The 13,579-nt window shown below is 47.1% G+C and carries 10 protein-coding genes; 2 read left to right on the top strand and 8 right to left on the bottom strand.

Going from position 1 to position 13,579, the window contains the following annotated elements; genetic code table 11:
• Positions 1-78: 78 nt before the first annotated feature.
• The 8 genes from ELAC_RS08745 to ELAC_RS08710 all read right to left on the bottom strand — a co-directional run bounded on the left by ELAC_RS08745 (position 79) and on the right by ELAC_RS08710 (position 8,751).
• Positions 79-2,034, bottom strand: a complete 1,956-nt coding sequence (locus ELAC_RS08745) for a site-2 protease family protein (protein WP_098038897.1) — start codon at positions 2,032-2,034, stop codon at positions 79-81.
• A gap of 102 nt (positions 2,035-2,136) precedes the next feature.
• Positions 2,137-3,282, bottom strand: coding sequence for a 1-deoxy-D-xylulose-5-phosphate reductoisomerase (locus tag ELAC_RS08740; RefSeq protein WP_098038896.1), 1,146 nt, complete (start codon positions 3,280-3,282; stop codon positions 2,137-2,139).
• A gap of 160 nt (positions 3,283-3,442) precedes the next feature.
• Positions 3,443-4,480 (bottom strand): metal ABC transporter permease, encoded by a 1,038-nt coding sequence (locus ELAC_RS08735; RefSeq protein WP_098038895.1) that lies wholly within the window; start codon positions 4,478-4,480, stop codon positions 3,443-3,445.
• A 3-nt stretch (positions 4,481-4,483) separates the two neighbouring features.
• Positions 4,484-5,815, bottom strand: a complete 1,332-nt coding sequence (locus ELAC_RS08730) for a metal ABC transporter permease (RefSeq protein WP_098038894.1) — start codon at positions 5,813-5,815, stop codon at positions 4,484-4,486.
• Positions 5,812-6,582: a metal ABC transporter ATP-binding protein gene (locus ELAC_RS08725; protein WP_204250552.1), complete on the bottom strand. Its 771-nt coding sequence runs from the start codon at positions 6,580-6,582 to the stop codon at positions 5,812-5,814. Before ELAC_RS08725 ends, ELAC_RS08730 begins: the two co-directional genes overlap by 4 nt.
• A 24-nt stretch (positions 6,583-6,606) precedes the next feature.
• Positions 6,607-7,620 carry a metal ABC transporter solute-binding protein, Zn/Mn family gene (locus ELAC_RS08720; RefSeq protein WP_239414461.1) on the bottom strand — a complete coding sequence of 338 codons (1,014 nt, stop codon included), beginning with the start codon at positions 7,618-7,620 and terminating at the stop codon, positions 6,607-6,609.
• Positions 7,617-7,913 carry a DUF971 domain-containing protein gene (locus ELAC_RS08715; protein ID WP_098038891.1) on the bottom strand — a complete coding sequence of 99 codons (297 nt, stop codon included), beginning with the start codon at positions 7,911-7,913 and terminating at the stop codon, positions 7,617-7,619. Before ELAC_RS08715 ends, ELAC_RS08720 begins: the two co-directional genes overlap by 4 nt.
• On the bottom strand, positions 7,906-8,751 hold the full coding sequence (locus ELAC_RS08710; protein WP_098038890.1) for an Mrp/NBP35 family ATP-binding protein: 846 nt from the start codon (positions 8,749-8,751) through the stop codon (positions 7,906-7,908). The genes ELAC_RS08715 and ELAC_RS08710 overlap by 8 nt, the downstream gene beginning before the upstream one ends.
• Positions 8,752-9,685: 934 nt before the next feature.
• On the opposite strand from ELAC_RS08710, the gene ELAC_RS08705 reads away from it, so the two are divergent.
• Both ELAC_RS08705 and ELAC_RS08695 read left to right on the top strand, forming a co-directional pair.
• Positions 9,686-10,228: a hypothetical protein gene (locus ELAC_RS08705; protein WP_098038889.1), complete on the top strand. Its 543-nt coding sequence runs from the start codon at positions 9,686-9,688 to the stop codon at positions 10,226-10,228.
• A 954-nt stretch (positions 10,229-11,182) separates the two neighbouring features.
• Entirely contained in the window at positions 11,183-12,724 is a 1,542-nt protein-coding gene (locus ELAC_RS08695; protein ID WP_098038887.1) for an NTP/NDP exchange transporter, read from the top strand.
• Positions 12,725-13,579 lie beyond the last annotated feature (855 nt).

Genomic DNA, 13,579 nt, shown 5'->3' with positions numbered 1-13,579 from the left:
GGGCAAAAAAAAGAGCAAGATCTCAGTAAGAGACTTGCTCTCAAAAAGTTATAAAATAATTCCCTCGGGTGACGTCCTTTACCAGGGCAGGAAATTTTTAAAGAGACGCGCCAGGTCGTGATAGGTCAAAAAGACAAAAAACACGATCAGCAAAACCGCGAACGGAACGATCAGCTTCTCCAATGTTTTCGGCTTTATCTTCTTCCCAGACAGGAGCTCAAAGAGGCAGATCACAATAGTGCCGCCATCGAGAACCGGTATGGGAAGCAGGTTGATCACACCCAGGTTCAAACTGATGAAGGCCATCCAGTAAAGAGCTTCCTTGCTACTGATTTTGTAGCCTTCGTTCATGACCTGGACAATACCGATCGGTCCGCTCATCCATTTGGGGTTTAATGTTCCTGTCACAAGGGCGTAGAGAGTACGATAGATCTCGTCGATGATGGACTTGAACTGCTCCACAGGGTTGGGATTGTAGTTGACTCGTCTGTCTTGAACCCCGGAGAGTCCAAGGAGGAGCTGATTTTCGCGGTTTTCCAGCAAGTTCAACGCCGCGGCTCTCTTTTCCGGATCTTCCATTCTCTCGATTTGGGAAAGAGCTTCTTTCATCTCATTGCTGTATTGCTCTTTTGCCTCATCCGAAAGAGTGAATTCGCTCCTTTTCTTGGGAATCACTGACGAGAGCAGATAGAGGGATCCAGAGTTTGTTTTAGGCGTTTCTTGGCCTAAACTATCGACCAATGTCTTCAGATCGCCTCCGGGAATCTCCTCTTCAAACTCGGCATCGGCAAGCCGCCAAAGCACGGGAGCTTCTTTTATCGATTTCCTCTGAATGATCACGGTCGCCTTTTTCCGCTGAATTTCCTTCAGCATTTCTGACGAAGTGCGTACCTTTTCTCCTTGCACCGCGATGATTCTGTCACCGGGTAAAAGAGGCTCTTCCAACTTGGAAAACATGTGTTCGGGGAAGGCTTCTTTCTCTTTATCTTTGTCGATGAAACGAAGAGGTCCTTCGACGACAAGACCACTTGTCAGGTTATAGGGAATAACCTTGAGCTGGTTGGGCTTTACGCCGCCAAGGCCTGCCTCATACTGCCAGTCAGTCAGCTCATCCTTCACCTGCTGGTCGAGACGAAGCTCTTCTAACTCAACGAGAGGAACACGGCTCATGATCTCTTTACCATCACGCTGAACAATCAGGAAGACCCGCTCGTCATTGAGAATTTTATTCAGCTCCTGCATCGAGAAAACAATCTCGCCGTCGACCCAGAAAATGCGATCTCCATATTGAATGCCGCTGTGTTCCAACGGAGAGCCTTCAGGAAGCGGATTCTCCTTATCGCCGGGAAGCTTGTCATAGATGATGTAGTTTGCCGGCTGGAGGATTCCCGCCGTCATGATCCCTTTTTCCAAAGAGTTAGGATGAGGATAGACTTTGACTTTGGTCGAAAACGGTTTCTTGGCGCCTGTCAGGTAGTCGACACGGTTGCCTTGCACCAAAAGATCTTCCGATGCTGTCATCGGAGCGTAGAGGTGGTCTTTAAAGCTGGAGAAGGGTTGATTGCCATAGGCGACAATTTCATCACCCGGACGGATCCCGGAGGCATAAAGTTCCGATTTAGGATCGATCCAACCTATTTTAGGAGTGAATTCAGAGAAATTTTTTTCCCGCCCGCCAAATGACCAGATGACAGTGAAGAGAAGAAAGGCAAAGAGCAAATTCATCAAAGGGCCTGCTAAGGCAACCTTGATGCGATCGAGGGGCGATTTTCCAAAAAAGCCATCGGGAATCGAATAGGGATCTTCCTCGCCGTTGACCTCTTGGCCAGCGATCTTGACGAAGCCGCCGAAGGGCAGCCAGCCTATCTGCCACTTGGTTCCCTTATAGTCCCAACTATAAAGAGGACGGCCGAAGCCGATAGCAAATGTTTCCACCCGCATCCCGACCAAACGCGCCATCACGTAGTGGCCAAGTTCATGGATGAAGATTAGGAAACTCAAACAGAGCAGAGCAAGCAAGATGCCGGTAGCCATCGGTTAACCTTATTCTAGACTTTCAGAATTCTACGGCGATTATGCCAGAGATCATTGAAAGATAAAAGATGAAAAACTTCAAAGAGAGGCCGGGGCGCCTCATTAAACCTCAGCCGCCCTGACCCTTGCCTCGCTGTCCACTTCGATTACATCCTCAATGCACTCAACACGTTGGACTGGATGAACATCAAGTAACCTCGACAGTTTGCCCGCGATATCAAGCCAGCCGATTTCATTTTTCAAAAATCTTCCGACTAAAACTTCATTGGCGGCATTTAAGAAACAGGGAGCGCTCCCCCCTCTCTTGGCAGCCTGAAAAGCGAGGCTCAGACACCTGAACTTCTCCATATCAGGCTTCTCGAAATCGAGCCGGTTATGCTTGGTAAAATCAAACGGCTCCAACAACCCCTCTTCCCTTTCGGGATAGGTGATCGCGTACTGAATTGGTACCAACATGGTCGGACGGCTCATCTGCGAAAGCATGGAACCGTCTTTAAATTCCACCATGCTATGTATAACACTCTGGGGGTGAATCACGACTTCTATCTGATCCAGCGGCAGCCCAAAGAGATGGTGCGCTTCGATGACCTCCAGCCCCTTATTCATCAGAGTCGAAGAGTCGATGGTAATTTTATGGCCCATCGACCATGTAGGGTGGCAGAGAGCCTCTTCTTTCGTGATATACTTAAGCTCCTCGAAGGTTTTTGTCCTAAATGGTCCTCCGGATGCTGTGATGATAAGACGTCTGACGAAACTTGATTTCTCTCCCTTCAGACATTGAAAAATTGCGGAATGCTCGCTGTCGACCGGAATGATGGAAACCCCTTGAGCCTTTGCCAGATCCATCATCAGGCTACCCCCGGAAACAAGCGCCTCCTTATTGGCTAGCGCTATATCCTTTTTAGCCAAGATAGCTGACACGGTGGGCTTAAGTCCTTGAGTGCCCACGATCGCATTCAATACAAGATCGGCCCTTTCATACACGGCCGCTTCCAATATCCCTTCAGGACCCACTTCCACGCGGATGCCAGGCAGCTTTTTTTTAAGCTCCCTTCCTTCTTTTTCATCCAAAATAGCAACCATCGCCGGCTTGAGCTCTTTGGCCTGCGCTTCCAAAAGCGCCGCATTGGAACGGGCCGCCAAGGCCACCACTTCCACTCTGTCATTTCCTAGATGCTTGGCGATTTCGATCGCATTTTTTCCAATGGATCCTGTCGAGCCCAAAAGGGAGAGATAGCGTTTTTTCATGAATTTTCCTTTACCTATTTAAGAGCCTGTCCTAAAACTCAAATCAGTATGCTTTGCTGTTGAATTTTAGTTTGTCTAAAGGCTTTTAGACTGGCATAAAATCTTTTGTAAGCACTTTATAATCAATTAGGCTTATACCTGAGCGTGCCGTAAATTGCAATCAACTGCAGCAGCCTTTCTCAGCCACACCGGTGCTCCGCTGCCTGCGCAGCCTCTTTCTGTCAAAGTACCCCGAAAGGATCCCTCTTTTGGGACCGAACAGAGCGCAAGCGAAAAAAATGAGCGCAATCCAAAGAACAACAAGTCCTCCAGTAGAAAGAGCCAGCCCATAGACGCTGAGTAAATGGCGGGCGAGGGCTACTCCCAGAACACTCGATCCGACACCCAGGGCTGCGCCGTAAAAGAAAAGGACGCTTAATTTATCCGTAAGAAAGCGTGCAGCCAGGGCAGGACCCACCAAAAAAGCCAAAACCATGATGACGCCGACTGCGCGAAATGCGGCAACTGCCGTCAATGCCGTCTGGATCATCAGGACATAGTTAAAAAAAGCGGGAGAGATGCCGAAGGATCTGGCAAGACCCGGGTCAAAAGTAGTGATCTGGAACTCTTTATAGCAAAGAAGAAACATCACGGCGTTAAAACATGCAATCCAAAAAACGGCCGAAACATCGTCGGGATGGAGGGCGTCTGCACTGCCCATCACCACCTCGGATCCAATGTGTGCACTCCTGGTTAGCAAAGTCACCATGATGATGCCGATTGCAAAAAAGGTCGTAAACACAATCCCTGTGCTGGCGTCCTCTTTTAATTTGGTCGATGTCGAAAGCCACTCGGTTAAAAACGCTGTCAACACTGCCATACCAATAGAGCAGAGAACAAAAGCCGGCATATTGAGAGCATGCAGGTGATTCTCTCCGCTATGAGAGGAGAAAAAGTAAGCGGCAACCACCCCTATCAGGATAGTATGAGAGATGGAATTGGCAAGCATAGCCATTTTTCTTAAAATCAGGGTAGTCCCCACCAGGGCAGCGGAAAGAGCAACCAGGGAAAGCACAATAAGCTGCAGCTCATCTGCCGCAAGCCCATCTCCGTTCGCGGTACCGGTAAAAAAACCGAAGACGCGGGCTGCCAAAACCTGGAAAAATCCGATGAAATCCTGGTTGTAGTAAGGATTTGCGTAAGAAAACAGATGCTGCATGGGTCACTCCCTGGGAGGAATCGGTTGTTGGTGGGGATCTTGCTTCGGATCCTTCAAAAGCAAAGTCAACTCTTCCTCAAGTTCTTCTGTAATGATATGCTCCATCTCTTCGGCGCTTTTATGCACCCTTTCAGCAGCCACCTTCAGGTAATCAGCCAGATAAACCTCCCAGAGCCTGTGCAGACGGATGATCCGGCTGGCCCACCTGTCACCTTCATGCGTGAGCGCAAAAATGCCGCTTTTTTTTCTGGCAAGATAGCCCTGAAGACAAAGCCTCAAAAGAATAATCCTGAGATGCACTTTGGAAATCGTCTGGTATCTGGCAATCTCCTCGACACTCACATCACCCTTTCCATAACGCTTAATCGACTTCAGCACATTTTCAAGAAGACAATTATGCCGGAAGCGGTGAGCCTTTATCAGTTGAAATACAATCCCTTGTTCAGGAGCGAACAAGAGGGCAGCAAGGCATATCACGGAGGCGACAAGCACAATCATAGGCCCTGTAGGTAGCGAGAACCTGGCGGAAGGATCCCCGGCGGTGAGATAGACACTCCCTTCATAAGAGAGAACGTTCCCGAAAAAACCGGATACAGCCCCGAAAAAGCCGGAAAGCATCAGCATCGAGCTCAACCTATGGGTGAATTGCCTTGCGGCAGCGGCTGGGGCCACGAGCATCGCACTCATAAGCACGACACCGACAGACCTAATCCCGATGACGATTGCCGCCACAGTGAGCACGACCAGTCCGGATTCAATGGCGATTGTGTTGAAGCCCAGGCTCTTGGCAAACTGATAATCAAATGACACGAGCTGGATTTCTTTGTACATCATGAGAAACAGAATCGTCACGAGAGCAGCCTGAATCAAGAAAACAAGGGCGTGAGCTTCCGTCATGGTCGCTGTCTGCCCGAAAAGAAATGCCTGGGCCTGCTGATAGAGTGTGGGAAAGACAAACTGTACATAACTGGCAATCAGAAGACCGATTCCAAAGAAGATGGAAAGCGTGAAACAAAGGGCTGAGTCGTCCTTGATTTTAAGCTTCCTGGTCATCCAGTGGATCAAGAGTAAGCCGAGCATAGCAAAAAAGGCTCCACCTCCCAGAACGGTGGCTGACATTAGGAACACACTTTCAAAGCCAAGACCCAAAGCGCCTGCTAAGGCAACACCTACGACGACGCCGGGAAAGGCGGCGTGCGACAAACTTTCTCCTATCAACGACTGCCTTCTTAAAAAAACTACGCAACCGATCAGAGAAGCGGAAAAGCACATGAAGACGGAAGCAATAGTAGGAGCACGAAGAACAGGATCTGTAAGATAGCTTACAAGGTTCATGAGATTTTGCCTTGAGACCGGATGCTGGAGAGCCTGACAGCTTCGTCGAAAAGAGCGATATTCTTACCATAGGTCACCGCAAGGTTTTGCGGTGTGAACACCTCTTTGACAGGACCTTCGGCCACCAGCCTCAAATTGAGCAAAATAGTCCAGGTAAAGTAGCTCTCGACAGTATTTAAGTCGTGGTGAACCACGAATATCGTTTTTCCCTCATCCTTTAATTTTTTTAAGATATCAATCACGACCTTTTCGGAAGCGATGTCAATCCCTGCGAACGGTTCATCGAGAAAATAGATATCGGATTCCTGCAGGAGAGCTCTCGCCAGGAACACCCTCTGCTGCTGCCCACCAGAGAGCTCGCTGATCTGACGATCTTCAAACCCCTCTAGGCCGACAAGCTTGATATAGTGCTCGGCAGCCGACCAGTCAGCCTTTCTCAGTCTTCTGAATATTCCGACCCGGCCATATCTTCCCATGGCGACTAAGCTTTTGACGGTGATCGGAAATTCCCAGTCGACCGAACCTCGCTGAGGCACGTAAGCTACCCTCTGCCGCACCTTTTTAAGCGGCTGGCCGAAAATCTCCACCTTGCCGGAGAGCAGGGGGATTAACCCCAATATCGCCTTCATCAGCGTGCTTTTGCCCGCCCCGTTAGGACCAATAACCCCGATGATGTTTCCCTGTGGAACGCTGAAACCCACATCCCAAAGGACCGGCGTCTTTCCGTAGTTGACAGTCAGGTGGCGCACATCGATCGCCGTTTCCATTGAATGAGGGTTCTCTCGCATAACCTAAGGGCACTCTTGTTTTTCAGCATCGGCCTCCGAAGCCTGTAGATGCTTGGCTATTGTTTTGGCGTTATATACCATCATTTTCACATAAGTATCTCCGGAGGAGCCGGGCGGCCCCATCGCATCCGCATAAAGAGGACACCTGGCAATATGCAGCTTCATTCCCCGCTCACTGCCGGCATCGACAATTTTCCGGATGGAATCCTGGCTGACATTGGACTCCGGAAAAAGAACATGAATCTGGTACTTCATCATATGGTCGATGATCGCTTTGATATCGATGGCCGAAAGCTGACTGTCCGGTGCGAGACCCTCCGGGGCCTGAAATCTGACTTGCCAAGATAAGCCTTTCTGCTCTCTATCCTCCGCGAGATACGCTCTCGCAAAATAGTTAAACGCGTCATGGCTGGTTACTAAGTAGCGCTTTTCCGGTCTTACCTGAGCCAACTGTTCTTTAACTTCAGCGTGTGCTTGACCAAGACGCTCTCTTAAAAGCCTTCCCCGCTCTTCATAGAAAGGCCCATTTTTCGGATCCTTGTCTTTGTATGCTTTGACAATATGAGGGATGACTTCGGAAAAGAGACTGACGTCCATCCAGATGTGGGGATCTAATTCGTTTTTTACATTCAAGATCCTAGAAGGATAATCGTTTTGAATGAGATCGCCGAGTCCGTAGGCATTCTTTTTTTCATAAAGCGTCTTTTTAAGGCTGGGTCCGTGTTCCAGGTTGAGTCCGTTAAAGAAGATAATGTCGGCCGCATTAAACTTCTCATCGTCCCCTTTCACCAGCTGATAGCTGTGCGGGTTCAACTCTCCGATGATGAGTACATGGGCGTCGACAAGATCTCCGCCTACCTCTTTGGCTAAATCATTGACCATCGCTGTCGTGGAGAGCACTTTGAGCTTTCCATTAGGCTCCATCCACCTGCGGACTTCTCCCTGCCTTTCGCTCTGACCGCATCCCGTAAGAAATACGAAGCAGCTCATAATAAAAGTTGCAATTATCGGTCTCACGAAATCTCCTTTCCCAAAGAGTATAGTAGATCAAAATCATAAATGCCAAGCGAGCATCCCCGTGTGAAGCGGATTTTAATGGCATACCTTCCTACGCTTTCGATGCCTGTCGCGGAAACCTCGCCGGGCAGGGACGCCCCTCCCTTAGACCTCCCTTCCATGCAAAGGGCGCAAGGGCACGTCCTTTGCAGATCGTCAAGCTTATAGGCCATGCTCTTCCCATCGCTCCACTCAATGCCGAACGAGAAATTGTCAAGCTGCCAGATTTTCTTTAAAAAAAGGGATTTACTCATGGGTGATGTTTCTCCATTCCATTTTAAAATCGACCATCCCCTCTTCATTGCTCCTCTCGACAATGGAAACCAGCGCTTTGGCGGCACTTAAGAAAGCAGCTTTAGCCTCTTCGGCTCCCGCCGCAGTGAACAGGGAAACTCCTCTGTCGCAGGAGGAAGAGATAGCCTCTTCGATAGGAACCCGGGCAAGCAGAGGGGCTCCGGCAGACCTTGCTATCTTATCTCCCCCTCCCGATCCAAAAGGTTTAAGAGGCTCTTCCCTGCCTTCAACCTTCAGGTAACTCATATTCTCGATGACCCCTAAAATGGGGATATGTACAGCTTTGAAAAGATCGATCGCCTTGAGGACATCGATCCCGGCCACATCCTGTGGAGTCGTCACCATGACCGCCCCTTCGATTTTTGCCTTCTGCGCCAAAGTAATCTGGATATCTCCCGTGCCTGGAGGAAAATCAATCAACAGAAAGTCCAGCCCCTCCCACTCAACCCTTTCCAAAAATTGGGTGATGATGGAGTTGGCAATCGGAGCCCTCACGGCTTTGGCCTTTCCCTCTTCGCTGAAATGGGCCATCGAGATGATCTTCAGTCCCATGGCAAGACCTGGAAACAGCCACTCGCCCTTCTGGGAAGGTAGCCTGTCGCAGGGAAGCATCTTCTGGATTGACGGTCCATACAGATCGGCATCCAAGACACCCACCTTGTAACCTTGCTCTTTCAAGGCCAAAGCCATATTGACGGCAACAGTGGATTTACCCACGCCCCCTTTACCAGCGGCTATTGCTATAATGTGACGGATTTTCGGGCGGCTAACTTGTGAGTTGATGAGGGGCAACGGCATCTCTTACCTCTTTTTATTTGCGACATCCGGATAGGATTTTATACATGCTTTCGATGAGAATAGGAAGAAAAGAAAATAGCCTCAATCACGATAGAGTTCTATATCAAAAACCCTGTTTTACACTCTTTCCTCTCTAGGAAAACATCAACTTTTTCATAAAGATCAAAAAAAACACTACACCAAAAAAACAACCATATAATATCATTGCGATAAAATAATAAAATAAGATCGAAAGAAAGCGCGAGCAGAGTTTTAATAACAACCTCTATTCTTCTCTTCCAAATCTTAATAGCTGCACTGCAGCAAGGCCTTGCCGGACGACCCAAAGCAAGCGCTGGTTAGATAAGGAAGAAACATAATAGTTTCATCGAGCGTGCAAACTCGCAAATAGGAGAAATCTAAGCAGACTGTTTTAGGTACTAAAAAAGAGCAAACTGAAGAAAAAAAACAGTAGCGATCGATTGAAACCAAATCCCGGCAAAAATGATGAATTGCCTTCTTTTTCTGTGGTTTACTATGCAATTTTATCAACTTTCGAACGCAACAGAAATGACCCCAAGTAATGCTTAGACAAACTAAACCTATTAAATGTTTTGCAAATAAAAAAACTTTTAAATAGAGTAAAAAGTCAATGAAAGTTTAGAGGGTTTGATAAAGTCCATACACTAGTATGGGATGGGTCAACACACTCACTGAGAGAATAATGACAACCTCCGGTAGGAGACTGCTAACGGATCGGAAGAAAGTGGGCTTTGAAGCCAAAAGCGGCAGCCGAAGTGACAATTTTTAAGACAAACACTGTTTCTGTATAGACTGTGAACAACGACATCCACAAAGCGATATTGACCTAAAATACATGAAACAATTAAATCTTCATTAGAAAAGAAAACAACAAACAAAAGAAATTAATACACAAGAGAAAGGTAGGTTTTAAATGAGCCATTCTACAGACAAGGCGACCGCAGAGAAAGTTCAGGCTTTAATCGACAAGGCAGTGGCGAAATTAGGTGCCAAGAAAGAAAACGATATCTGCAGATATCTTCCAATTTCGTCGGGTGGATACATCCACCACTTCACCATGCGCAAAATGAAAACAGAAAATCCCCACGAACTTCTTGCGCTGATTGAAAAATTCATTATTGCCCCAACAAAACCAAAGACAGTACCACCGAAGCCACGCGCAGCCCGCGGCTCCCGTAAAATGAGAGGCAACCTCTCCTTCTCCAAGCAAGACATGGAGAGACTTCTCAACATGGCAAGACTCTCTGGCGACAAAGAGCTTGTCCGCAAGCTGACTCCTAGAGAAGATCTGAGAACGATCAAGCGCAAACTGATCTCTTCCATCCGTCATGGACGCATCGAAAGAGACCTTTGGGAATCCTATGTAGAAGCCCAAACAAGCCAAAACCAGCAAGTTGCATCGCAACTGGTCAAAGCGGAGCACACAGTACCTGTCCTCAACGGTTCCGCAACCTAACCCCCCTTCAATAGACGCCTCTTCCTTAAAAGGAAGAGGCGTATTCCGAATACTTCTCAAAATTTGCAATCTTTTAAATACGGCAGAAACTTTAGATGACTACCACCTCATGCGGACTCCCGCCTTCCTATCGATTCATCTCAACCCACTTTGACTGAATTATACTGAAGACGTCTCAAAATTGAGCTTTTGACAAAGAGTAATCTTCCCACGATTGAAAGATAACAAGTCGTCTAATAGTAGAAACTGGAAGTGGTTGCAGTCTTTCAATCATGATGAGGGTTCCCTCCGCCAGAAACTTAATATTAAGACACTTTCGACAAACAACCTTGAGCCTCCACCAAATATATCGCAGGCCCCACACACTGAGCTGTATGATTTGCGTGCCGAATTGGGTTATAAGCCTCAAAAAAAAATCGGCACACTATACCAAAATCGTCTCAAAATTTGGGTATAACCCACTAATCTGAATACTTCGAAGCGTTTGTCCTATGGAACAGAAAGCCTACTGGTACAAGTTTCCGGGCAGTCTCTAAAACTCCGGAGCGGAAAATATCCGCCGCAGAAGAAAAATCTGAGGGGCTTATTCCCACCCATTGAACGAGCAAATCATTTTATCAAGTCAGGCTTAAACATCATCACAAACTAGTTAAACCCAAGTAAATTATCTTTGTTTTCACCAACCACAATTAATCAGAGTTTGGTTATTACACATTACTGTTTTATATAACAAATAAGCCTCTCACGCTATTAGAGACGGGGAAGAGTGTCACATTTTCTCTTGCCTTATTTAGCATGACAACCTATGATCACCAATTGTTTTTATGAATTCACCTATTTTTAGACTTTGTCATTTTTGCCCCCTCAAAAGGGCAAAAGCGCTCTTAGCAGGATGCTAAGAACGCCGAAGATCTCAATCTTTGCTAAACACAATTCAAAGGAAGAAAAAACAATATGTCACAAGGCGCTCAACCCGAATTTGGCAAGTTACGCTCTTTTTTGTGGCCCGTACACACCTACGAGCTGAAAAAGATCTTGCCAATGTTCTTGATGTTCTTTTTCATCTCATTCAATTACACAATCTTACGTGATACAAAAGACGTATTGGTTGTTAAGAATATGGGTGCGGAAGCAATCCCATTCTTGAAGCTCTTCGGTACAACAACCGGTGCTATCCTCTTCATGATCATCTACGCAAAACTCAGCAACAAATTGAGCAAAGAAGCGCTGTTCTACACAGCAATCGCTCCTTTCTTGGTATTTTTTGCCCTGTTCCCCACATTAATCTACCCCAACAGAGAAGCGTTGCAGCCAATAGCATTCACCAATATGCTGCAGGCAAGCCTGCCAGAAGGATTCACCGGCCTAATCGGTTGCATCCGCTACTGGCACTACGCTGTATTCTACGTTCTCGCTGAACTCTGGGGAAGCGCTGTATTATCGCTTCTGTTCTGGGGATTCGCCAACGAAATCATGAAAGTTACAGAAGCCAAAAGGGTCTATACCCTCCTCGGCATCGGCGCCAACATCGCCCTGCTTTGCTCTGGTCCTTACATCATGTTCGTTTCCAACATCAGAAAATCTCTGCCTGAAGGAACACCCAACAGCGTCGCTTGGCAGATCTCCCTTAACTACCTGCTTGGCATGTTTATCTTGTCCGGTATCTGCATCATCGCTATTTATTGGTGGATGAACAGAAACGTTCTGACAGACCCAACGCTCTACACACCCGGCGAAGTCAAGCAGAAGAAATCCAAACCGAAGCTCTCCCTTAAAGACAGCTTCATGTACCTGGTTCAATCCAAATACGTACTCTGCATCGCTATGCTCGTCATCGCCTATGGCATGTCGATCAACATGGTTGAAGTTACCTGGAAGAGTTCTGTTGGTAAGCAGTTCGAGTCCGAAAACGACATGAGCACATTCATGGGCCTGTTCTCGACTCTGACCGGCGCGTTCACAATCGTCATGATGTTTGTAGGTGGCTACATCATCAGGACACGCGGCTGGGGCTTCGCTGCCATGATCACTCCCGCAGTACTGCTCATCACATCCGCTGCGTTTTTTGCTTTCATCCTCTTCAGGGACAACCTGGAAGTTTGGGCAGCAACCATCGGCTTCAGCACCACAATGCTCGCTGTTATGATCGGCATGGCGCAGAACATCGCCAGCAAATCGACCAAATACTCGCTCTTCGATCCTACAAAAGAGATGTCCTACATCCCTCTGGATCAAGAAGCAAAAGTTAAGGGTAAAGCTGCTATCGACGTCGTAGGCGCAAGACTCGGCAAGTCGGGCGGTTCGATGATCCAGGCATTCTTGCTCCTGATCTTGGGCAATATCGCCTCCATCGCCCCATACATTGCTGCAGCAGTGTTGGTGACGATTATCTGCTGGATGTTCGCAGTACGCTCGCTGAGCAAGCAATTCGTCGAATTAACTGGCGAATCAGCTCCTACGAGCAAGCCTTCCGAGACGGCACCTGCAAAAGCTTAAGTTCAAAACACTTTAGCTTTCGTAAGGAAAAACCCGCGTTGCCCCGGCAATGCGGGTTTTTTTTTGAAATAAGAAGACTCTTTTTAAAGACTTACCCAATCTCTGAAATCCCGGGAGACTTGCAATCTTCCAATTGTGGAACCCGTCTCAAAACCCCCATGGCAAATGTTAAGATACTTTTGATATAAGAGACTGTCCACAACCTCAGATCGCGCGATTTTCAACTAAAAGTCCGCTTTACGCCATCAAAACAAATTTCCAAAAAAGCGCCCAAATTACTGGGCAATCCATCGCATTCCGTATTAGAGTTTTATATGGACAGAATGCAAAAACTTCTGCTATTCTGTTCCCATTGTGCAATCAAAATTTGAAGAGGGCTAAACTCGTTTAACCCTATCGTTTCTGACTGAACTAAAAAAAATAGAACAAGTCCCATTGTCCAATAATGGCAAGAAGCAATACACTCCCTCTCTTCAAAAACTGGTTTGCTTACAAGACTGCCCGCAAACTGAAGTAGGACGGTTTGTTTGCTGAATTCGCTTATAAGCCTTGGAAATACTTTCGGCGTATCAATGGAATGTTTTGGAGTTTCCCCAAGGTATATAAGCAAGTTCAGCAGAAAAGCTAACTGAGTTGATTCAATGGGCAGGCTCTGAGAGCCTGTCTTAAAACTCAAAATTGGACGCTTTGCGGCTGAATTTGAGTTTAAGCCTCGAAAAAATTTTCAGAATAGTGGATTAATATGCTGAAAATTTTCGAGGCTTAAACTCAAATTCAGCCGCCAAAACATACGATTTCAGTTTTACGACAGGACCTAAGCCCAATAAACGCCTTTTGTAAATTTCAACTTCCTGT

This window comes from Estrella lausannensis, from assembly GCF_900000175.1.
GTDB lineage: Bacteria > Chlamydiota > Chlamydiia > Chlamydiales > Criblamydiaceae > Estrella > Estrella lausannensis.
Note: the sequence above shows the minus strand (reverse complement) of the source record. Positions and strands in the feature narration are given on the sequence as shown.